At 43.1% G+C, this 23,661-nt stretch carries 20 protein-coding genes; 12 read left to right on the forward strand and 8 right to left on the reverse strand.

Translation table 11 applies throughout. The features are described from left to right. Positions 1-203: 203 nt before the first annotated feature. From DWW86_RS05705 to DWW86_RS05735, 7 genes are all read left to right on the forward strand, one after another. A complete protein-coding gene (locus DWW86_RS05705; protein WP_117942532.1) occupies positions 204-1,334 on the forward strand; it encodes a substrate-binding domain-containing protein in 1,131 nt (376 codons plus the stop codon). A gap of 98 nt (positions 1,335-1,432) precedes the next feature. Beyond that, complete coding sequence (locus tag DWW86_RS05710; RefSeq protein WP_117942533.1) at positions 1,433-2,974, forward strand: ATP-binding cassette domain-containing protein; 1,542 nt, start codon at positions 1,433-1,435, stop codon at positions 2,972-2,974. A gap of 40 nt (positions 2,975-3,014) precedes the next feature. Then, complete coding sequence (locus tag DWW86_RS05715; RefSeq protein ID WP_117942534.1) at positions 3,015-4,172, forward strand: ABC transporter permease subunit; 1,158 nt, start codon at positions 3,015-3,017, stop codon at positions 4,170-4,172. A 114-nt stretch (positions 4,173-4,286) separates the two neighbouring features. Continuing rightward, entirely contained in the window at positions 4,287-5,300 is a 1,014-nt protein-coding gene (locus DWW86_RS05720; protein ID WP_117942535.1) for a substrate-binding domain-containing protein, read from the forward strand. Beyond that, positions 5,297-6,814, forward strand: a complete 1,518-nt coding sequence (locus DWW86_RS05725; protein WP_117942536.1) for a sensor histidine kinase — start codon at positions 5,297-5,299, stop codon at positions 6,812-6,814. The genes DWW86_RS05720 and DWW86_RS05725 overlap by 4 nt, the downstream gene beginning before the upstream one ends. Before the next feature lie 41 nt (positions 6,815-6,855). Beyond that, the gene (locus tag DWW86_RS05730) at positions 6,856-8,451 is read left to right on the forward strand and encodes a response regulator (protein ID WP_117942537.1); all 1,596 of its coding nucleotides are present in this window, start codon (positions 6,856-6,858) and stop codon (positions 8,449-8,451) included. Next, positions 8,448-9,506, forward strand: coding sequence for a substrate-binding domain-containing protein (locus tag DWW86_RS05735; RefSeq protein ID WP_117942538.1), 1,059 nt, complete (start codon positions 8,448-8,450; stop codon positions 9,504-9,506). Before DWW86_RS05730 ends, DWW86_RS05735 begins: the two co-directional genes overlap by 4 nt. 616 nt (positions 9,507-10,122) lie before the next feature. Here DWW86_RS05735 and DWW86_RS05740 read toward each other — a convergent pair. The 5 genes from DWW86_RS05740 to DWW86_RS05760 all read right to left on the reverse strand — a co-directional run bounded on the left by DWW86_RS05740 (position 10,123) and on the right by DWW86_RS05760 (position 15,251). Next, on the reverse strand, positions 10,123-11,172 hold the full coding sequence (locus DWW86_RS05740) for a TRAP transporter substrate-binding protein (RefSeq protein ID WP_181985313.1): 1,050 nt from the start codon (positions 11,170-11,172) through the stop codon (positions 10,123-10,125). Positions 11,173-11,182: 10 nt separating this feature from the next. Further along, positions 11,183-12,472, reverse strand: coding sequence for a TRAP transporter large permease (locus tag DWW86_RS05745; RefSeq protein ID WP_117942539.1), 1,290 nt, complete (start codon positions 12,470-12,472; stop codon positions 11,183-11,185). Then, positions 12,472-13,098: a TRAP transporter small permease gene (locus tag DWW86_RS05750; protein ID WP_072522056.1), complete on the reverse strand. Its 627-nt coding sequence runs from the start codon at positions 13,096-13,098 to the stop codon at positions 12,472-12,474. The genes DWW86_RS05745 and DWW86_RS05750 overlap by 1 nt, the downstream gene beginning before the upstream one ends. Positions 13,099-13,233: 135 nt before the next feature. Beyond that, on the reverse strand, positions 13,234-13,998 hold the full coding sequence (aroD, locus tag DWW86_RS05755) for a type I 3-dehydroquinate dehydratase (RefSeq protein WP_502696636.1): 765 nt from the start codon (positions 13,996-13,998) through the stop codon (positions 13,234-13,236). A gap of 38 nt (positions 13,999-14,036) precedes the next feature. Beyond that, complete coding sequence (locus DWW86_RS05760) at positions 14,037-15,251, reverse strand: MFS transporter (protein ID WP_117942541.1); 1,215 nt, start codon at positions 15,249-15,251, stop codon at positions 14,037-14,039. Positions 15,252-15,505: 254 nt separating this feature from the next. Between DWW86_RS05760 and DWW86_RS05765 the strand changes: the two genes are divergently transcribed. From DWW86_RS05765 to aroE, 5 genes are all read left to right on the forward strand, one after another. Beyond that, positions 15,506-16,444: a LysR family transcriptional regulator gene (locus DWW86_RS05765; protein ID WP_072522053.1), complete on the forward strand. Its 939-nt coding sequence runs from the start codon at positions 15,506-15,508 to the stop codon at positions 16,442-16,444. A 98-nt stretch (positions 16,445-16,542) separates the two neighbouring features. After that, complete coding sequence (locus DWW86_RS05770; protein ID WP_072522052.1) at positions 16,543-18,564, forward strand: oxidoreductase; 2,022 nt, start codon at positions 16,543-16,545, stop codon at positions 18,562-18,564. A 122-nt stretch (positions 18,565-18,686) separates the two neighbouring features. Then, positions 18,687-19,577 carry a quinate/shikimate dehydrogenase gene (locus DWW86_RS05775; RefSeq protein WP_334290851.1) on the forward strand — a complete coding sequence of 297 codons (891 nt, stop codon included), beginning with the start codon at positions 18,687-18,689 and terminating at the stop codon, positions 19,575-19,577. A 226-nt stretch (positions 19,578-19,803) separates the two neighbouring features. Beyond that, positions 19,804-20,598: a Cof-type HAD-IIB family hydrolase gene (locus tag DWW86_RS05780; RefSeq protein WP_117942542.1), complete on the forward strand. Its 795-nt coding sequence runs from the start codon at positions 19,804-19,806 to the stop codon at positions 20,596-20,598. A gap of 188 nt (positions 20,599-20,786) precedes the next feature. Further along, the gene (aroE, locus tag DWW86_RS05785) at positions 20,787-21,653 is read left to right on the forward strand and encodes a shikimate dehydrogenase (protein ID WP_117942543.1); all 867 of its coding nucleotides are present in this window, start codon (positions 20,787-20,789) and stop codon (positions 21,651-21,653) included. A 298-nt stretch (positions 21,654-21,951) separates the two neighbouring features. Here the strand turns inward: aroE and DWW86_RS05790 are convergent, their stop codons facing one another. Genes DWW86_RS05790 through dapF form a run of 3 tightly spaced genes read right to left on the reverse strand, consistent with a single transcriptional unit; the run spans position 21,952 to position 23,550 of the window. Then, positions 21,952-22,362 carry an HI0074 family nucleotidyltransferase substrate-binding subunit gene (locus tag DWW86_RS05790; protein ID WP_117942544.1) on the reverse strand — a complete coding sequence of 137 codons (411 nt, stop codon included), beginning with the start codon at positions 22,360-22,362 and terminating at the stop codon, positions 21,952-21,954. After that, positions 22,349-22,639, reverse strand: coding sequence for a nucleotidyltransferase family protein (locus DWW86_RS05795; protein WP_015541940.1), 291 nt, complete (start codon positions 22,637-22,639; stop codon positions 22,349-22,351). The genes DWW86_RS05790 and DWW86_RS05795 overlap by 14 nt, the downstream gene beginning before the upstream one ends. 53 nt (positions 22,640-22,692) lie before the next feature. After that, a complete protein-coding gene (gene dapF, locus DWW86_RS05800) occupies positions 22,693-23,550 on the reverse strand; it encodes a diaminopimelate epimerase (protein ID WP_072522037.1) in 858 nt (285 codons plus the stop codon). Positions 23,551-23,661 lie beyond the last annotated feature (111 nt).

Here is a 23,661-nt window from a genome sequence, read left to right on the forward strand (position 1 = left end):
CAATAGCACAAATTTGATAAAATAAAAAGCAGATCTCAAAAAAGTCCAGACGCGTGTCGTCTGGACTTTTTTTGAACGCAAAAATTGAATGGTGCATCAAAAAACAGTCCATTTTGTTTAAAATATCCATATGGTATTATAATCTCATCAAAAAGCTATACGAAATAGCTAAAGAGCGAAAACAAAAATGGGAGGTTTCTTTTATGAAGAAAAAATTAGTTTTAGCAATGGCAGCAACAATGGCAATCACATCCTGTGCAGTTCCTGTATTTGCAGATGATGCAGCAGCCGAAGGCGGAAAAATCGGTATCTCAATGCCGACTCAGTCTCTGGAGCGTTGGAACAGAGATGGTTCTTATCTGGAAGAACAGTTTAAGGCAGCTGGATTCGATGTTGAGCTGACATACTCTGATAATGAAACAGACCGTCAGGTAAATGATATCCAGAACCTGATCTCCGACGGAGTTAACCTCCTGGTAGTTGCAGCTATCGATGGTGAAGCACTTAACACAGTTATGGATGAAGCAGCAGATGCAGGAATCCCGGTTATCGCTTATGACCGTCTGATCAAATCCGATGCAGTTTCCTACTACATCTCCTTCGATAACTATACAGTAGGTACTCTGCAGGGTCAGTACGTAATTGATGCTCTGGATCTTGACAATGCAGGTGATAAAACCTACAACATCGAGTTCACAGCAGGTGACCCGGCTGATAACAATGCAGGATACTTCTTCAACGGTGCTTATGACACTCTGAAACCGTATCTGGATGCAGGCACACTGAATGTAGTTTCCGGACAGACTGATTTCGATTCCGTAGCAACAGCAGCATGGGATACACAGACAGCTCTGGAAAGAATGCAGAACATCCTCGCTTCTTACTATGCAGACGGAACACAGCTTGATGTAGCTCTTTGCTCCAATGACTCTACAGCACTTGGTGTTACACAGGCTATCGAATCTGACTATGCAGGCAAAAACGACGTTCTGATCACAGGACAGGATGGTGACGAAGCTAACCTTGCAAACATCGTTGATGGAAAACAGTCCATGACAGTTTACAAAGCAGTTGCAAACGAAGCAGTTGTTACTCTTGACCTTGCAGAAGCAATGCTGAAAGGTGACACAATTGATGATTCTCTGATCACAAACTCCAAATGGGATTTCGATTGTGCATATGATACAGAATCCTATGAAACATCCGAAGGACATAAATGCCCATCCTTCCTGCTTGTTCCTACAGTTGTAACTAAGGACAACCTGAAAGAAGAACTTGTTGACACAGGATACTATACACAGGACGATGACGGATACCTTCATCCGGCAGAATGATGACTGAGTAGAGTCAGATAGATATCAAAAATATAAGAACTTGAATTTTAAGGGCGGGGTGAAAAGCCCCGCCCTCTTTTTGGAAAGGGGGCGCCATTTTGGCAGACAATATTTTGGTAATGGATCACATTACAAAAGAGTTCCCCGGTGTCAAAGCTCTGGACAATGTAAATCTTGAAGTCCAGCGAGGAGAGATTCACGCGCTGATCGGTGAAAACGGTGCGGGAAAATCCACACTGATGAACGTTTTAAGTGGTCAGTATCCATATGGAAGTTATACAGGTACCGTTACCTATGAAGGTGAGGAATGTAAGTTCAAAAACTTAAATGACAGTGAAGCAAAAGGTATTGTTATCATTCATCAGGAACTTGCGCTGATTCCGTTGCTTTCTATTGGAGAGAATATGTTTCTCGGAAACGAGATTAAGAATAAAAGAGGCAGCATTGACTGGGACAGAACATACAGTGAAGCAGAAAAACATATGGCACAGGTTGGCCTTCATGAATCTGCACAGACACTGATCAAAGATATCGGAACAGGTAAACAGCAGCTGGTAGAGATCGCAAAGGCATTCTCAAAGAAGGTTAAACTTCTGATCCTTGACGAGCCGACTTCTTCCCTGAATGATGAAGATGCAAAAATGCTTCTTGATCTTCTGATGGAATTTAAGAAAAACGGGCTGACCTCTATCATCATCACACATAAACTGAATGAGATCATTTACTGTGCAGACCGCTGTACGATCATTCGAGATGGTACTACGATCGAGACACTGACAAAAGGTGTAGATGATTTAAGTGAAGACCGCATCATCAAAGGTATGGTTGGCCGTTCCATGGATGACCGTTATCCGTCAAGAAAGCATAAAGTCAGCAACGAAGTTATGCTGGAAGTTAAAAACTGGACGGTTCACCATCCGCTTTATCCGGAAAAAATTGTCGATGACAGTATTTCCTGTAAAGTACATAAAGGAGAGGTTGTCGGTTTCTCAGGATTGCAGGGTGCAGGACGTACGGAATTTGCAATGTCTGTATTCGGAAAGAGTTACGGAAGCAATATCTCCGGAGAACTTTATATCAAAGGCGAGAAGGTAAATCTCAAAAATCCGCAGGAGGCAATCCGTCACGGACTTTCTTATGTAACAGAAGACCGTAAGACAAACGGACTGATTCTCGGAGAATCCATTCGTTTTAATACAACTCTTGCACGACTTTCCAAAGTCTGTGAAAAAGGCATCATCAACACAGATATGGAAGTGCATATGGCTGATGAGATGACAAAGGAAATGGGCACCAAAACTCCTTCCAATGAGCAGAAGATAGGTAACCTTTCCGGTGGTAACCAGCAGAAAGCACTGCTTGGTAAATGGATGTTTACAGAGCCGGATATCCTTATTCTGGATGAGCCGACGCGAGGTATCGATGTAGGTGCAAAATATGATATTTACTGCCTGATCAACAAAATGGTAGAAGAAGGAAAATCAGTTATCATGATTTCTTCCGAAATGCCGGAACTTCTCGGTATGTGTGACCGTATCTATGTTATGAGTGAGGGCCGTATAGCAGGTGAATTTACTGCAGAAGAGGCAACTCAGGAACGTATCATGGCTTCGATCATGCAGGAGCAGAATAAAAAGTAAGGCGGCTGAATGAAATTTCTACCGGGAAAGGGGTAAGAAAATGAAATTTAATGTAAAAGACTTCTTAAGAAAATATACAATGGTCATTGCACTGGTGATCGTATTTATCCTGTTCTGTGGACTGACAAACGGAAGACTTCTGTATGCACAGAACATGTCAAACTTAATGCTTCAGAATGGTTATGTACTTGTCCTTGCCTGTGGTATGTTGTTATGTATCTTAACAGGTGGTAACATCGACCTTTCTGTAGGTGCTGTTATCTGTCTGGTTGGTGGTCTTGCAGCTGTTATGATCAGCAACAAAGGCATGAACCCATATCTGACAATCCTCATCTGTCTGGTAGTTGGTCTTCTGGTAGGTATATGGCAGGGTTATTGGATCGGTTACAAACGTATTCCTCCATTTATCACAACACTTGCAGGTATGTTCATCTTCCGTGGATTCGGACGTCTGATCCTGGATAACAAGACTGTATCTATCCAGAACAAAGATTTCCTGAAAGTATTTACATCCTATATCAACATTCCTGGACTTGATGATACTGCAAACTATTCCGCACTGATCGTTGGTGTTGTAGTAGCTGTTTATGTAATCTTTAATGTTATTCGTTCCAGAGCAAACAAAGCGAAAAAAGGATATCGTCAGAATACAGCATTTTCTGATTACAGCAAAGCAGTGATCATTGCAGTTGTTATCCTGTGGTACTGCTACAAACTGTTCCAGTACAAAGGTATCTCCGTTATGTTCATCTGGGTAGTTGCAATCTGCCTGATTTACAGTTTCATTACATCCAAAACAGCATTCGGACGTTATTTCTACGCAATCGGCGGTAATGAGAAAGCTACACAGCTTTCCGGTATTGATACAAACAAAGTTTACTTTATTGCATACGTAAACATGGGACTTCTTGCAGGTCTTGCAGGTCTTCTCTGTGCAGCACGTGTAGGTTCTGTAAACGGTAGTACAGGTACATCCTTTGAGATGGATGCAATCGGTTCCTGTTTCATCGGTGGTGCTTCCGCATACGGCGGCAGCGGTACTGTAGGCGGTGTAGTAATCGGTGCTCTTCTCCTTGGTGTCATCAACATGGGTATGTCAATCATGGGTATCGGTGATTCCTGGCAGTACGTAGTAAAAGGTGCCGTACTTCTGATTGCAGTTGTATTCGATGTATTATCCAACAGAAAGAATGGATAATGAAAATCAGATGAATGTTAAGGGTCATTGCGTGTGGCGCAATGGCCCTTTTGAAGTATCAGAAAAAATGTGATACACTGATAGAAAGAAAAATAATCAGAAAGAATGGAAACTATGAAAAAATCTACACTGACAATCTTTTGCATATTGGCTGGGTGTATCTTTTTTCTCTCGGGAATCTGGATCTATTTTCAGAAAAATCTGGATCGGGTCGAGCTGGGAGAAGGAGAGCGTGCTACAGCCTACCAGCGGCATTATCTGATGATCGCCAACGATAAGGATACCGGCATGTGGCAGTCAGTCTATGAAAGCGCCTCAAAAGAAGCAGAAAGCAAAGATGCATATGTGGAACTGCTCTCTCCGGAACAGATGAATGGATACTCGCAGGCGGATTGCCTTAAGATCGGGATCGCCTCAAAAGTGGATGGAATCATTCTGGAGGCGGACGGAAGTAAAGAAGAACAGCATCTGATCACAGAGGCATTGAAGGATGGAATCCCGGTTGTTACAGTTATGACAGATGATACTGCGACGAGCCGCATCAGCTTTGTCGGACTGAACAGTTATCAGATGGGAAGTGCCTATACAGAACAGATTCAGGGGATGCTGAAAGATAAAGGTTCTACAAGTGTGATGTTTTTATCGACATCCAGCTCAAAAACGCAGGAAACAAATCTTGTTTATTCTCAGGTCAAAAAAGAACTGGAATCCCGGAAAAAAACAGGACAGTCGGTAGATCTGACGGAATACTGTGTGGACAGCAGTGCAGACTTTGATACAGAAGAATTTGTGCGGGATATGTTTGTCAGTGATGAAAGCCTTCCGGATGTGATTGTCTGTATGGATGAGGTTGTAACAGAATGTGTCTGTCAGGCACTGGTAGACTATAATCAGGTTGGTAATGTAAAAGTAATCGGATATTATTATTCTAATGTAACCCTGAATGCGATCGATAAGGGAATTATTTCTTCTGCAATTGCTCTTGATATGGAAGAAATCGGAAGGTACAGCATCAATGCACTGGACGAATATATATCTTTTGGACATAGCAATAACTATTATAGTGTTGACCAGCATGTGATCACGAAGGAAAACACCAGGGAATACAGGACGGAGGATGAGAAATGAAAGATGAAAAAGAATTCTCCGCTGTAAAAAATTCCATACAGACCAGACTGAGTGGAGTTATGCTTCTGGTCCTGATTTTTGCGCTTGGTATCAATGTGTTTATTTTTGCCCAGATCCGTACGGCGGTGGGAAGAATTGATGCGGTTTTTTCCAGCAATACGGCTATAAATGAGCTTTCAGATTCTATTGAACAGGTGGAAAGTACCGTTTATGAATATCTGAATACAAACAGTTCGCAGGCGCTGGAAAATTATTACCGCTATGAACAGAATTACAGGAATCTGCTCGAAGACCTGAATGACCGAAATCTGGATAATGAAGCAAAAATGCTTGAAAAAAATATCCGAAGGATGTCAGAAACTTATCTGGATCAGACAAATGAAACGGTACAGGCAAAGCGAGGCAGAAATGTTGAGAAGTACAAGACCTCCTATGAGGAAGAACATGAACTGTATGAATATATCAATTCATATAGCTATAACCTGAATAATCTGCGGTTCAAGATGAACTCTGCAAACTATCAGCTCCTTTTATCGGCGATGAATGTATTGTACAAAATGTGTATCGCGGTCATGCTGGTGGTTTATGCACTTGGCCTTGTAGTAACGACACTTCTGGTACGCAACATGATCCGGCCGCTTACCGCACTGTCCAATACGGCACATGAAGTGGCGATGGGAAATTTAAATGTCCCGCAGCTTCCGGTTGTGGTAGAGGATGAAGTTGGAATTGTAACCCGAAGCTTTAACCAGATGCTGGAAAGTATCCGTCAGAATATTGAGCAGCTGAAAGACAGTATGGAGCGTCAGGCACAGATGAAAGAACGGGAGCTTCTTATGGAAACACATCTTAAAGAAGCACAGCTCAAATATCTGCAGGCACAGATCAACCCGCATTTTCTGTTTAACAGTCTCAATGCAGGAGCGCAGCTTGCCATGATGGGAGATGCAGACAAGACAGGTATTTTTCTGGAAAAAATGGCAGATTTTTTCCGATATAATGTACGCAAGATGGAAGAAGATGCGATGCTCTGGGAAGAAGTAGAGGCTGTTGATAACTATATTTATATTCTGAATGTCCGTTTTGCGGGCGACATTACTTATATCAAAGAAGTAGATGAAGGAATCGAAAATATCCGTATTCCGAGTATGATCCTTCAGCCACTTGTTGAAAATGCGGTGCAGCATGGTATTCATGACTGTATGGAAACAGGATGGATCCGGATGTCGATTCATCAGAATGAAGATATGCTGGATATTACGATCAGTGACAATGGCGCCGGAATGACAGAAGAAATGATTGCAAAAGTAATGTCAGGAAGTGCTTCACAGGATAATGAAGATCGTTTTTCGACGGGAATTGCAGTTCGAAATGTAATCGACAGGCTGCAGCTTTATTATAAACAAAAAGAGTTTTTTACGATTGAAAGTGATGGTCCGGATACCGGAACCACAGTTCATATTATGATTCCTGTTGAAAAAGATGACACGGAGATTCCAAAAGACGGAGAATAGAAATCAGACAACAGAAGGTAAGCAAAAGGGGAAATGAGAGTATGTATCGAATCTTGGTAGCAGATGATGAGGGAATTATGCTGGAAGCATTCAAAAGTGTCATAGCCGGTGCATTTGGAGAGGAATGTGTCGTTGAGACTGCAAAGACCGGAAGGGCAGTTACAGAGATTGCCGAGACTTTCCATCCGGATGTGGTGTTTATGGATATTCATATGCCCGGAATCAACGGTATTCAGGCAATGAGGGAGATACGGAAATTTAATACCACAGCACTGTTTTATGTAGTATCGGCATATGACAAATTTGATTATGCAAAAGAAGCAATCGATCTGGGTGTAGAACGTTATCTGACGAAACCAATACCCAGAGCAAAGATTATTGCGGCTGTAGAGGAGGCAATTGGAAAAGTTGATGCAAAACGAAATCAGAGAAGCAATCTCTTAAAGATTCAGGAAAAACTGGAGACGGTTATTCCGGTTGTGGAGAGCAGCTTTGTCGGAAGTCTGCTTTTTCAGCAGGAAATGCAGGCGGCAGATTATTACCAGCAGCTTCTGGACATTGAAGACAGTCAGGGATATGTCATGATCCTGCAGTTTGGTCAGTCTTATGAGAATGGCAGACTGGTCAGCCAGGTCGGCATGAATGTAAAAGCACAGGAATTTTACGGAGAAATTCGGGATATTGTGAAATCTTATTTTTCCTGTGCAGTTGGTTCTATCATGTCCAACCGTATTCCAATCGTTGTTCCGTGTCCGATTTCGGCAAATTCTTATGAGGAGAGAATCGACCTTGTAGAAAGTTCGAGGAGTCTGATCTCGAAGCTTGAGGGAAGGATTGAGGCAAAATTCCGAATCGGTATCGGAAGGGTGCGGGAAATGCAGGAAATGGAGCGCTCTTACCGTGAGGCACTTCGTGCATTGAACGGAAGCAAGAGCCGCGTGATACATATTGAAGACCTTTCTCAGAATGGTGTATATGATGAAGAATTTCCGGTAGAAATGGAAAAAAGTATTTTTCGCTATCTGGAAGAAGGGAAAGAAAAGGAATGCGTACAGGAGATGAATGACTTCTTTGACTGGATGCTGGCGCATTATGCGGAGGACATGAACAACATCCGTCTGAAAGTACTGGAATATATTATATGGGGCGAAAAGAAAGCATTTGAGGCGGGCGCAGTCAATTATGGATTCAGTTATCGCCGCGACTATCTGGACGTGGCGATGGCCTGCAAAAACTATGAAGAACTCCGTAAATGGTTCCTTGATAAAATGGTCAATGCCTGCCGGGCAATCCGGGATCAGAAGGAAGAACGATCCAATTCTGCAGCAAAGAAAGCAATGCTGTATATTCAGGAAAACTACAGTAAAGATATTTCACTTGACGATGTTTCGGGCCTTGTGAATATCAGTCCGTATTATTTCAGTAAGATTTTTAAAGAAGAGACCGGTGAAAATTTTATTGAATATCTGACGAAGATCCGTATTGAAAAAGCGAAGGAACTTCTTGTAAAACCGGATATCAGTATCAAGGAAGCCGGAATACGGAGTGGTTATACAGATCCGAACTATTTCAGCAGAATTTTTAAGAAACAGACGGATATGACACCAAGTGAATATAAAACGAGGTATGGGGAATGAAAAGAAAAACAGGTATTTTTCTGATAATTGGAGTGTTGGTGTTGATTCTTCTGACCGGATGCGGAACCGGAACAGAAGAAACTGCCAGTGAAGATTCAAAAGAAGATGATAAACTTCAGATTGGGCTGAGTTTTGATTCTTTTGTTATTGAGCGATGGCTGCGTGACCGCGATATGTTTGTATCGACTGCACAGGGGCTGGGGGCAGAAGTAAATGTGCAGGTCGCCGGCGGTGTTGTGGATGAGCAGATTTCTCAGATCGAGTATTTTATCCAGAAGAAGATGGATGTGATCGCAATCATCCCGATTGACGGTGACGCACTGTATGATGTTGTGAAAGAAGCAAAGAGCAAGGGGATTTATGTTATCTGCTATGACAGAATCACACCTAATGTAAATGCAGACCTGTATATCACGATCGACAATGAGATGGTTGGAACGCTGATGGGAGAATCTCTGATCAAAGCCTGCCCTGATGGTGGAAATATCTTTGCCATTTACGGGTCTCCGACTGATAAGAATGTAGAGGAAGTTGAGAAGGGCTTTAAAGAAGCCTTAAAAGACAGTAATCTGGATATAGTTTACAGTGGGTACTGTGATAACTGGCTGGCAGAGCTGGCGGCTGCACATGTAAATAAAGGACTGGAGATTACGGATGATGTTGTCGGGGTTATGTGTGGAAATGATGACCTTGCAAGCCAGGCGGTAAAAGTGCTGTCAGAGAACCGTCTTGCCGGACAGGTGGCTGTTGTAGCACAGGATGCGGACCTTGCAGCATGCCAGCGGATCGTGGAAGGTACCCAGACAATGACGGTGTACAAATCAATCGAGCAGGAAGCTTCAACGGCGGCAGAACTTGCCGTCAGACTTGGAAACGGAGAGGATATCAGTAAGGAAAAAAATGGGATTTCCGTTAAAGAGACTTTCAATGACGGTTCGAATGACATACCGTATTACAAGATCACACCTGTGGCCGTGACCGCGGAGAATATGGATGAAGTGATCATAGATGGGGGATTCCATACAAGAGAGGATGTATATCTGAATGTGAAGTGAGATCGCAGTCGGTGTATAAATGTGTTGGCCTTCGGTTTCAGCAGATGATTTTGTAAAGCTGAAAGTGCTAAATATAAGAATGTGCGTCTCGTATCTGATCTGTCAGGACGGTTCAAAGATCTGGAAGTACTAAGAGAAGAAAAGCTTACAAAAACGCTCCGAAAAAATGACAAACTCGCTATCGCTCAGACAGTGTCATTTTTCGAAGCAATGTAATCTTTTATTCTCTAAGTACTTCGAGCAGATCTTTTCAAGTCCTGTAAATCAGATACGAGACGCTTTTTCTTTGTATTTAGACATTGTTCAGAGGGGAAAGTGAGAGCCGGAGAGTCAGAAAGTGATAGTCGAAGGAAGACCTGAATTTGCTATGTGAGGGGAGAAGGGGAATACAGTAAAAAAGAGTATCCTGTCTGGGTTATGCAGGCCTTGAGAAAATTCGAAGATATACTTTGGAAATAAAATACTACTTTGTCCATCAAAATGACACTGTTTGAGTGTAAGCGAGTTTGGCATTTTGATGGACGTTTTTTGTAGGATTTTCTTTCCTTAGTATATCCGAATTTTTGAAACCGCCTGTAGAAATCAGACAGGATACTACTTTTTTGGAACTATATTACTATTCTTCAATACCATCCATGTAAGAATTATAGATTGCAGGATCAATCACTTCCCTGATCGATTCATACACACCCTTTGATGCATCACGGATTTCTTTCCGTGTCTTATCGGACAGTGTAATAATCTCTGTTCCGCTTTCTTCGATCGTTGCAATCTTATCTGCAATTCGTGCATCAGACTGTTCTCTTGCATACTCTGTAGCAAGCTGTGCAGCCTCCGTCATGATTTCCTGCTCATCCTTTGGAAGGTCTTTAAAGAACTCATCATTGACAATCAGGGAAATAAGATGCGGCAGATGATTCGTCTCTACGACGTAATCCTGCTGCTCATACAGATTGTTGGAAACAATGACTTCATACGGGTTTTCCTGCGCATCAATCGTGTGCTGCTGCAGACCGATATACACCTCACTGAAACTCATCGGAGTCGGGTTTGCACCAAGCGCTTTCCAGAATGCCAGATGATAACTGTTTTCCATGGTACGGATCTTCTGACCCTTGAAATCTGCAAAACTGTTGACTGGTTTATTTGTACTCATAACACGGAATCCCTGATCTGCCATACCAAGCAGATGATAGCCGCCGTCTGTATAAACATCACTGATCAGACTGTAAAATTCCGGATCATCGATCTTTTTACGGCAGTCATCCAGAGAATCGAACACGCATGGAAGGTCAAAGACTGCCAGATCACTCATGAAAGAAACCTGCGGAGCTGTATTCTGTACGACAAACGGGATATCACCGTCGGAACAGGTCTCCAGGAGGTCACGGTCGCCTCCGAGTGTGGAGTTTGCGTATACCTGAATTTTCATTTTGCCATTACTTAAGTCAGAAACTTCCTCGGCGAATTTTTCTGCAAAAAGCTGTGTGACGGTATCTTCGGGGCTTGCAGTTGCCAGTGGCCAGGAATAACGCTGCACTTCCTCATCGGAAGAACCACATCCGGCAAGAACAACGCTTAAGATTCCGGCAGCTGCCAGCACCGGAACCGCACGGAGGATGCGACGCTTTTTTATGTCTGTAGTAGCTGTAGTAAATTTTTTCATGTCTTTCCTCCTATAAGATTCCAATAGAAAGTGCCGGGATGAAGGTGATCAGCAGGAGTGCAACAAGGAAGAAGGCGATCATTGGCATGGCTTTCTTTGCAATCTGCATAACCGGAACATCCGTCAGAGAACTTGCAACAAACAGGTTAACACCGATTGGCGGAGTAACAAATCCGATCGCAAGGTTGACAACCATGATAACACCAAACTGGATCGGGTTCATTCCGATGGCTTCTACGATCGGCAGAAGAATCGGTGTAAGGATCAGGATTGCCGGTGTGGTATCCATGACCATACCGACGATCAGCAGGAATACGTTGATGATCAGCAGGATCGCAACCGGGCTGTGGAAGTTGTTCAGGATAAATTCACTGACAGTCTGTGGTACCTGCATCAGAGTAAGGACTCTGGAAAAGGCGGTAGATGCTGCCAGAATGAAAAGAATCGGTGTAAAGGTACGGATTGCCTCCACAAGGATCGGCCAGATATCACGGATCTTGATACTCTTGTATACAAACAGGCTGATGATCAGTGCATAGAATACAGAGATAACGGCGGCCTCAGTCGGAGAAGCAACACCGGTATAAATACATCCGAGAATGATGACCGGACTTAAAAGGGCGAAGAAACTTTCTTTCAGAACCTTCAGAAGACCTTTGTCGTGAAGCATCTGTACTTCGCTGTGAATCTTTTCTTTGTCTTCACCGTAGCGTTTGCAGTGATAGATGGCATAGACCATAAGGAGTGCGCCGATCATCAGTCCCGGGATGATACCTGCAAGGAACAGATCACTGACAGAGGCACCGGAAGCCATACCATACATGATAAACGGAATACTCGGTGGAATGATAACACCGAGACCGCCGGCTACGGCTACGATCGCAGTAGAAAACGTAAGGTCATATCCCAGCATTGTAAGGATCGGGATCGTCATACTTCCGACCGCGGCAACAGTTGCAGGAGCAGAACCGGAGATCGCACCATAGAAAAGGCAGGTGACGATAACAGCACACGGCATACCAGCGGTGAACTTTCCGAGGAAGTATGCAAAAACATCAAACAGTTTTTTGGAAATACCACCTTTTGCCATGATGATACCGGAAAGGACAAACATCGGAACCGCAAGGAGCGGGAAAGAGTCCAGACCGCCGAACATGGCACGGATCAGATATTTGGCACCGACAGTAAAGGACGGATCAAACACGGACGGAAGAACAGATGTAATCCCAAGAGTGATGGATACCGGAACTGCGATGACCAGTAAGGCTACAAAGATAATAAATAAAACTACGACTGGCATTAGCGTTCCTCCTCATTCGAATTTTTGATGGTATTGATACGGTTGTCGATACCGGATTCCAGCGCATTTTCGCCGAGTGATTCGGCATTTGCCTGGATGAAGGACTCAGGAGTATTGCGTTCCGGATGAGCCGGATCAAATACATTTTCGCCGCGTGCAACACGGAACTCTATGATCCAGCGTTGCAGGACACGGAAGGCAACCAGAACAAAGGAGACAAGAGGTGCTGCCTGTACATAATACATTGGAATACCACAAGCCGGTGAAAGCTGTCCACTGTGAACAGAAGACATCATATAAGACCAGGCAAATGGAATCATATAGATGAAAAAGATCAGCTCAAAAGTATGGTTGACTACTTTAAATAAAGCTTTACCACGACGGGGAAAAATCGCAACGAACTGCTCGATTTTGATAGAAAGACATTTTTTGCTGCAGTAGCTGACGCTCAAAAATCCACACCAGATAAAGAGGTATCTGGTAAGTTCCTCAGACCAGGACAGGGACATGCCAAGAACATATCTGCAAAAGACCTGGACACCCATGATCAGCGTCATGGCGATCAGGAAAAGAACAAGGATAAATTCTTCGAGGTTCTCGTCCAGCCAGTGAAGTATTTTTTTCATGAAGGACCTCCCTTAAAAATTAAGTATAGATATTTTTTCACGAATAACTGTTTAACGCTTTACAGTTATAAAAAACACCGGTACTTTTATTTTAAATAAAAATACCGGCATTTTCAAGAAGTAATTATAGCTGCATTACATTGCGCTATGAAGAAGTCCAAGGACTGTATTCAGATCATTTACTCCCATCTGTCCCGGTGCGGAGGCTTTCTTTGCAGCACCAAAGGTCATGGAAGAACCGAATACTTCACCGCAGAGACGGCTGATAACGCCGGTACCTGCCATTGACATGGTGATGATCGGTCTGTCTGCATAGTTTGTGGTCATTTCTTCTGTAGCAGCGAGAAGTGTCAGAACGTCTTTTTTATTCTGAGGCATAACTGCAATCTTCGGAATATCAGCGTTCATATCCTGCATCTTGCGGAGACGATAGATGATATCTGCTTTTGCAGGAGTTTTGAAGAAGTCATGGTTGGAAGCGATGACTTTGACTCCGGCTGCGTGAGCACCGTCGATGATTTTTTTTACGATATCATCTCCGGTAAAGATTTCAACATCAACGAGATCTACATATCCGGTCTGTGCAGCTTTGATGTTCAGTTCAGCATAAGCTTCCGGTTCGATAGCTTTTTCGCCACCTTCTTTGGAAGTACGGAAAGTCATAAGAAGCGGGATGTTTCCAAGAATCTCGCGAAGGTTTTTCAGTACATCTTCTACTTTTGCAAAATCAAATACACCTTCAAACCAGTCTACACGCCATTCAACAACGTCGATCGGAATAGAATCAAATGTTTTTGCTTCTTCAATGATGTCTTCTTTTGTGACGCCAACGATCGGAACGATGATCTTCGGTGCGCCTGTACCAATCTCAATGTCACGGATTTTAACTGTATTCATGATGATTTCCTTTCTTTTTGAATTTTCACCCTGATATTATTTTAATTGTCTGCCTCAGCAAGAGCAACCATTTTTTTGTAACGAATGTTTACAAAGAGACCAAGTACAACACCTGCTGCAGTAAGTACGATGTTCATGATCATAACCTGAGAAGGCTGCATTTTGGATGCTGCTGTCAGGATTGTGTAGTTACACAGAGAAGATGCAATCATAACAAGTGCTGTAACAGTTCCTTTGATCTTAGGGAACAACATGTTGCATACGGATGTTGCAATCTGAAGAAGTCCGCCTGCACCTGCCCATCCGATGATAAATGCACCGGCGATCATCAGTGTCTGGCTCTGGCCTGTAAGAACAACGATCAGAGTTGCAAGGCAGATAACCGGGTAGATAACGATGAAACGAACATCTTTGATTTTTCTTGTAAGGAGAGCAGTTACTACAAGTGCGATCAGAGTACCTGCAGAGTAGTATGTCTGCATGATGGACGGATCAGCCCAGCCAACATTTTCTTTTGCAAAGTTCTGTGCACAGTTCAGCCATAACTGGAAAGTACCTGTACATGTGAATCCGATCAGGATCATTGCGATGGATTCGAAAGAGAAATGTGTGTGTTTCAGGCTGTCGATAAGTCCTTCTTTTTTGCCGGCTGCTTTTTGGTCAGCATCCGGAAGCGGAAACAGGAATACAAGTACAAAAAGTATGATATAGATAATACCGCATCCGTAGAACAGGCGGTTGTAGGAAGTAAGTCCTGCAGCTGTTGTAGCTACTGTAGCGCCCAGTACGAATGGAAGAAGCATCTGTGCGATTGCGATGAAGAATTTGATTCCCATAGTTGCAACGCCTGGAGCTTTGTAGATGATCTCGGAAACTGCCGGGTAGATACCTGTATCAAGGAAGGAGTTTGCGATACCACCGAGGATTGCACATACATAAGCGATGGTGTAACCACCGTTTGTTCCGGCATTAAATGCAAGTGCAAGACCGATCAGGTAGATTGCATAAGAAGCACTTCCGATTGCTGTGGAAATGCGGCGGCCAAGTTTGTCTGAGAGCGGTCCTGCGAATGGAAGTGCGATCAGACGGCCGAGACCGAGTGCAGCAGAGATTGCTGTGATTGCCATTGCCTCAACGCCCCATGCGCCTGCAAGCGCGTCCTTAATAACTGCTTGTCCCAGAATAGAGCATCCAACACCGTGGATGAAGTAGTTCAAGTACAAAATCAATGCACTTGGCAGATATTTCTTGTTCATGTTGTTCTCCTTTTCTTAAAAAGTGATTTCGGTTTTCTTTGGGTTCTGTCACAAACTTTAGAAATGCCGTGGTGAATTGTGTTAAAAAAATAACATTTAACTGTATTTTAACAGGTACAATGCATGTGGTCTAATGCTTTTAAAGGGAAAAACTAATGCATTGAATGCATTAATGGTGGTGTGGTATAATAATCAGAAAAGGTAATACGGGGAATTACCGGAATATGGGAGATTATATACAGGAGGAGAAGGAAATGACACTGAATCAGATTCTGTATTTTCAAAAAGTAGCAAGACTGGAAAACTATCATCAGGCAGCGGAAGAACTCTATATTTCACAGCCGTCTTTGAGCCGTTCCATGGCGGCGTTAGAGAGTGAACTCGGTGTGGCTCTTTTTGAAAAGAAAGGCAGAGGAGTGACGCTTACAAAAGCAGGATACCTTTTTCTGGAGCATGCAGACCGGATCGCGGGTGACTGCGATGTAGCGGTCGGTAAGATGCAGGAGCTTTCTTCAGATGGCGGGAAGATTGATATCGGTTATATTTTTCCGCTTGCGGGGCATTATATTCCACATAAAGTACGAAAATTTTTAAATAAAGAAGAAAACAAAAATGTGGTGTTCAATTTCTGGCAGAATCATACACCGGCAATCGCTGCAAAGGTGCGGACCGGCGAGCTTGACGTTGGATTTGGCGGCTATCTTCAGAAAGATGATATGGAATTTTTTCCACTCAGTGCTCAGGAGCTGGTTATCATTACACCGAAACAGCATCCACTTGCCGGAATAAGGGAAGTACCGCTTGCAGAACTGAATCATTATCCGGTAATTGGCTATGAGAAGGAATCCTGGATGGGGACGTATGCAAAACATCTATATAAGAAATATCAGGTCAGTCCAAATATGATTGTAGAATGTCCGGATGAATATTCGATCGTATCTCTTGTAAGGGAAAATTTCGGAATCGCACTGATGCCAAGGACGGATATATTGGAGCAGGCAGAGGGAATCAATATTCACAGTTTGAAGGGACTGGAAATCTATCGTCAGGTATTTATGTTCTGGATGAAAGACCGTTACCGGCTGCCGGCTGTTGAGCGTTTTATTGAATATATGAAGACACAGCAGGATGAAGATGCGAATGATACCGAAAACGTATCAAAAATTTATCTGAAAGATATTGTTAATTTTTAATACAAAGAGTTATGATAATTGTGTCACAAACAAAGGATTGCCACTCGAGTTTATGAATGTTATTTGTGAATGTTACTTACTGATAAGGAGATAATTTCATGAAGAGTGAATACCCAAAGATTTTTGAACCGATCACAATTAAAAGAACTACAATTAAAAACCGTATTGCAATGACCCCGATGGGAACCAACTACGGTGAGACAAGCGGTGAGATGAGTAACCGTCATATGAATTATTACTCACTCCGTGCAAAAGGCGGCACAGGTCTTATCATTCTCGAGAATGCAAATATCGAATATCCGGCAGGATCCAATGGTACAAGCCAGATCCGTATTGACCATGACAGCTTTATGCCGCGCTATTATCAGCTCGTAGAAAACCTTCATAAGAATGGTGCTACAGTCGCAATTCAGGTAAACCATGCCGGTGCTTCCGCATCTTCATCAAGAACCGGAATGGAAACAGTTTCTTCTTCGAACATCCCGACAAAAGCCGGCGGCGAAACACCGCGTCCGATGACAAAAGAAGAAATCCTTACAACTGTTAAAAAATATGGAGAGGCTGCAAAGCGTGTTCAGGCAATCGGATTTGACGCAATCGAGATTCACTGTGGACATTCCTATCTGATGAGCCAGTTCATATCCCCTTACTATAATAAGAGAACAGACGAGTTCGGCGGTTCTGTAGAAAACCGTCTGCGTTTCCCTCGTATGGTACTTGAAGAAGTACGTAAAAATGTAGGACCGTGGTTCCCGATCATCGTTCGTATCTCTGCAGAAGAGAGAGTACCGGGTGGAAATACTCTGGAAGATACACTGGAATATCTGGAGTATATCGATGAGTTTATTGATATGTACGATGTTTCCTGCGGTCTGAATCCATCTCTTCAGTATCAGATCGACTCCAACTATCTTCCGGATGGATGGAGATCTTATATGGCAAGAGCCGTAAAAGATAAATTTAAGAAACCGGTTATCAATGCAGGTAACTACCGTGATCCTGAAGTTGTCGAGAAAATTCTCGAGAGCGGCGACGTAGATATCGTCGGAATGGGACGTGGTCTTATCGCAGACCCGAACTGGGTAAAAAAAGTAGAAAACGGCGAGGAAGATATTATTCGTAAATGTATCTCATGTAACGTGGGATGTGCCGGAAACCGTATCGGTGTAAATCGTCCGATCCGTTGTACAGTTAACCCGGCTGTACCGGAAGGCGATATTTATAAAGCACTCAAAGTTAACAAAAACTGCAATGTTGTAGTTGTAGGTGGTGGTACAGCGGGGCTGGAAGCTGCATGTACAGCGGCAGAAGTCGGATGCAACGTATTCGTTCTGGAAAAGAAGGATCACCTTGGAGGTCTCTCCACGTTTATTTCAGACCTTCCGAGCAAGACCCGTATGAAAGATTTTCCGAAATATCTGGAAGCACGCGCTGCCAGACTGAAAAATCTTTATGTTTTCCTGAATACAGAAGCAACTGTCGAAAAAGTAAAACAGTTTAAGCCGGACATCGTTGTAAATGCAACCGGTTCTGTACCGCTTGTTCCACCGATCAAAGGTCTCAAAGAAAACATCGAGGCCGGAAACGTGGCTACAATTTTTGATATGATCAACAACCTGAATGCAGGCAAATACCCGGATGAAGCATGCAAGGACAAAAAAGTCGTTGTTGTCGGCGGCGGATCCGTAGGACTTGATGTAATCGAATATTTTGCACCTCGCGGAGCAGAATGTACGATCATTGATATGCTTCCTCAGATTGGTATGCTTGCAGACCCGATCACCAAATGCTCCATGCGTGAAACACATGACAAATATGGCGTGAAGGAATATGTAAACACAGCACTTCAGGAAGTAAAAGAAAATGCATTTACTGTAAAACTTCCGGACGGACAGATTAAGGATATGGAATTCGATCTTGGCTTCAACTGCCTTGGAATGCGTTCCAACAACCCGGTACTTCCGGAACTTGAAGAAGCATTTAAGGATACAGACACTTATGTATACACCATCGGTGATTCCGTACGTGCCCGCCGTATTATGGAAGGAACCATGGAAGGCCGTGCAATCCTGAACGTGCTGGAATCCCAGGGATACCTGCACTTAGAGCCACTTGAATAAATGATATCAAGGGAGAAAAGGTCCAAATGTCGGTCATGCCTGCATGGCAAGACATTTGAACTTGGATCCCGCTCAAACATGAGAAAGCAGCGATTTATGAAATATAAAGAAAAGAGGAAAAAATCATGCCAAACGTAACAGGACATACAGAATTAGTAGGATTAATGGCTTACCCGATCCGTCATACACAGTCACCGACAACACACAACCTTGCATACGACAAAAACGGTGATGACGTTATTCAGCTTGCATTCGAAGTAGACAACGATTCCCTGAAAGACGCTGTTCAGAGTATCCGCGCTCTCAAAATGCTCGGCTCCAACATCTCCATGCCAAACAAAACTGTTGTTCATAAATATCTGGACGAAGTTGACGAAGCAGCAAAATTATGTGGTGCGATCAACACAGTTGTAAACATGCGTGATGAAAACGGACAGGTTACCGGAAAGCTTAAAGGCTACAACACTGACGGTATGGGATACTGGCAGGGACTCAAAGAAGAAGGCATTGATTTCAAAGGAATGAAGATGGTTCTGATCGGAACCGGCGGAGCTGCAACTGCAATCGCTGTACGTGGTGCCCTTGACGGAATCGCAGAGATTGAAATCTTCAACATTAAAGATAAATTCTACAGCCGTGGAGAAGAAATCGTTGATCTGATCAACAAAAACACAAACTGCAAGGCTACTATGAATGACCTTGCAGATCATGATCTCCTCAAAGAAAAAATGCACGCAGCAGATCTTTTCTGTGATGCAACAGGTGTAGGTATGCACCCGCTGGAAGACCTTTCCAACATCCCGGATACTTCTTTCTTCAAGAAAGATCTGATCGTAACAGATACTGTTTATGCACCACGCGAAACTGTTATGATGAAACAGGCAAAAGAAGCAGGATGTGAAAAAGTTTACAATGGTATGAGCATGATGCTGTTTCAGGCACTGATTGCCATCAAACTTTACACAGGAAAAGACACACCGGTAGATTACATGAAAGAAAAACTTGGAATCTAAGTAATCTCAGATTCTGAACATATTTTTGAAGACTCTCCCTTGAGTCGTGTAATTCCATAAGGACTGCGCACTGGCATGAGACCGGTGCGCGGTTTTTTTATGTAATAGGAAATTACTCCGCAATGTTCCTATTACATAAAAATTATGCGCTGAAAGCTGTTGACATCTGATTCACAGGAGAATACTATGAAATCTATCGGTGCTTTTTGGGGGGAGGATAATTCAAATGATAAAACTTGTTGTCAGTGATGTAGACGGTACTCTGGTGAAGGATGGAACGCTGGAAATCAATCCGGAGTACATGGATGTTATAAAGAAACTGAGAAAAAAAGGAATTTACTTTGCAGTATGCTCGGGCAGACAGTACAGCAGCGAAAGCCAGCTTTTTGCGCCGGTAAAAGACCAGATCTTTTTTGTATCAGATGGTGGAACATTGATCCGTACATCAGAAAAAATACTGAAAATCCACACGCTGCCGGACGAGATCTGGAAGAACATGGCCAAGATGGTTAAGACAGAGCTGCCGGAATGTGATTATTTTATTTCGGGACCAGACAGATGCTTTGCAGAAAATTCCAAAAGCAAGATGTTCCGCTGGCTCAGGGATTCCTATGGATATGATATCCGTGAGGTTCCGGATATGATGCATCTTGAAGGTGAGCAGATCATGAAGATCGCAGTGTATCATCAGGAACGATGCGAAGAATTGTGTGCACCGGTTTTTACACCATACTGGAAAGACAAGATAAATCTTGCAGCAGCCGGAAAAGAGTGGATGGACGGAACACCGCTTGGTGCCGATAAACGAAGTGCGGTGGCATTTCTTCAGGAATATCTGGGGATATCGCCGGAAGAAACCTGCACCTTTGGGGATAACATCAATGATATCGCGATGCTGAAAGATTCTGGATTCAGCTATGCAGTGGCAAATGCCAGAGAAGAAGTGCGCATGGCAGCAAAAGCCGTATGCCCGTCTTATGCAGAAGATGGTGTGTTGAGTGTATTGAAAACGTTGCTGTAAGCAACTGCCGGATAAAGATTGCGGGAATGTAGTTTTATGTCAATTTATGCCAAATGCCGTATATAAAAACCATGACGAAACATGATAAAACACAGCCTTGCTTTATCACTTTAAATCGTGTATAATAAACCACATGTAGAGGCGAGAGGAAATTGCCAAATTTTTAGACGCGGAAAGGAAAATGGATTATGTCAAAACATATCACAGGACACACCGGATTATTATGTTTACTTGGAAGCCCGGTTGCACACAGCGTTTCCCCGGAAATGCACAACGAAGCATGCGATCAGCTCGGGCTGGATTATACATATCTTGCATTTGACGTACCGGAGGATAAAATGCCGGAAGCTGTTCAGGGACTTCGCACAATGGGAGCCAGAGGCTGGAACATTACCATGCCGGGCAAGAACATCATGTGCAAACTTGCTGACAAAGTATCTCCTGCATCCGAGATCTCCGGAGCATGTAATACGATCGTCAACGACAATGGTGTACTGACAGCTTATACGACAGACGGCGTTGGATTTATGAGAGCGGTTGCCGAAAATGGTGTCGACATCATCGGTAAAAAGATGACACTTCTCGGTGCCGGCGGAGCTGCAACAGCAATTCTTGTACAGGCTGCACTGGATGGCGTGGCTGAGATCAACGTATTCAACGTAAGAGACAATTTCTTCAGCAGAGCAGAAGAAATCGTTGCCAGATTGAATGAACGGACAGAGTGCAAAGTTACTCTGCATGATTACGATGATCCGGAAATCCTCCGTGCATCCATCGCAGAGAGTGCGATCCTTGTAAACGGTACTTCCGTAGGTATGGCGCCGAATGTGGACAGAACAATCATCACTGATACCAGCATGTTCCACAAAGATTTGTTTGTATTTGACGTAATCTATAATCCGCAGGAGACAAGACTTCTCCGTGAAGCAAAAGAAGCCGGCTGCAAGACCGGAAACGGTATGTACATGCTTCTGTATCAGGGAGCTGCTTCCTTCAAGCTCTGGACCGGAGAAGATATGCCGGTAGAGATCATCAAAGAAAAATATTTTTCATAAAAATTATAAGAATAGCAGGATATCTGCTCCATATGAGAGAAGAATCCTGCTGTTTTCTTATTTGAAGCATACGAATCTAAGCTATTGGTATAATCTAATAGCTTTTGAAAATCTAATGTTGCCATTTTGAATCCGAAGAATAACCGGGTACGTTTTTGCCATGCACAGGTATCTTGTCCACATATTATGAAGTATTTTAAATAAAAAAGAAACCCCTTATCCCCTCATGAATGAGGGGGCAGGGGAGCTGAAGCACAGCCGCTCTGTGAAGAATTATTCTAAAATAATCAGAGTTCCATTAATCCCAGTCACTTTCTGCTTCTGCCAGTTTGCATTGCAGAGTCTTTTCGAGATCGGTAAAAGCTGGCAGAAAACTGTCGCGTATCAGCATGATCATTTCATCAATTTCAGCTTCGTTATATATATGGACAGATGTATTTCTTTTCTTTAACATTAATAGCCAGACAGACGAATCATTTATAAAGCCAACTTTATAAGCAAGCTGCAGAAGCTCTCTTGGAGAACCGGTATCAGAGCCCTGTACACCATGTAGTCTCATAATTTCCTGCAGAGCTTTCCATGCAAGTTCAAAAGATAAATTAAATTGGCCGATAATGCCTGTACGATAAATGTCATTAGTTTCGGCTAATTTAAAATCAGCGTTTTTCAGTATGGACAGACAATTTGAAAAATTATCAAGTTTTTTCATAGATTACGACACCGTCCTTTTTAATTTCTTTTTTCAGTTCATCTGAAATCTGAGAATCAGCCTGAATTATATCAAAAATCAAAAGAGAATTTATTTTTTCTTTAACATCCCAATAGAAATCTTCAAAATTTCCACCATATACAGCTATGTCAATATCACTTCTTTCGGTATTTGTTCCTCTTGCACGGGAACCGAACAGAATGATTTTTGTAATTGAATATTTACGGGCCAGTGCAGAGAGTTCCCGAAAAACTCTGTCCGGTAAATTATACTTCATTCAACTGCCTCCTGATGATATGACCTGTTTAAGAAAGTATATAAAATTATATTCTATTTTTCAAGAGAAGATACATCAATCTCCCCGTCAAACACAGTAGTTGCCGGACCGGTCATGTATACGAGATTTTCCTGGCGGTTCCACAGGATCTGCAGGTCGCCGCCGAGCAGTTTTACGGTAACCGGCTTGTCTTCATCTACCAGACCGTTAAGGGTGGATGCAACAGCGACTGCACAAGCACCTGTACCGCAGGCAAGTGTCTCGCCGGAACCGCGTTCCCAGACACGCATCTGCAGGGTGTGGCGGTCAATGACTTTTACAAACTCGGTATTGATACGATCCGGGAAATTAATGTGATTTTCGAATTTCGGACCGAGTTTTTCGATGTCAAGGTTTTTCAGCTCATCCATGTATACGATCGCATGTGGGTTTCCCATAGAGACAGCAGTGATATGGTAAGTTTCGCCATCCACATGCAGAGGTTCATTGATTACCTGTTCTTTGGTAGAAACAACAGGAATTTGTCTGGAAGTCAGAATCGGTGCGCCCATATTGACTTTTACGAGGGCAACCTTACCATCTTTGCCGAGAGTAAGATCAAGATATTTGATTCCGCTTTTTGTGGCAACGGAAATACTTGTCTTATTGACAATGCCGTAGTCGTAAGCATATTTTGCGACACAGCGGATGCCGTTTCCGCACATGGCGCCCTGAGAACCGTCGAGATTGTACATGTCCATTTCGCAGTCTGCGATGTCGGATGGTTTGATCAGAATCAGTCCGTCCGAACCGATACCGAAATGACGGTCACTGACAAATTTTGCGACGGCAGACGGATTGGAGACGGTCTCCTCAAAACAGTTTACATATACGTAATCGTTGCCGATACCATGCATTTTTGTAAATTTCATAAAATAAATCCTCCTATTTAAATTAATATTCTCCCTGATATAATACTTCCCTTTTTTCTTACGAGTTTCCAGTATAACCCCAAAATGTTATGTCTTTGTGAAACTAAGTTA

It is taken from the genome of Ruminococcus sp. AF17-22AC (assembly GCF_003460065.1).
Classification (GTDB): domain Bacteria; phylum Bacillota; class Clostridia; order Lachnospirales; family Lachnospiraceae; genus Blautia_A.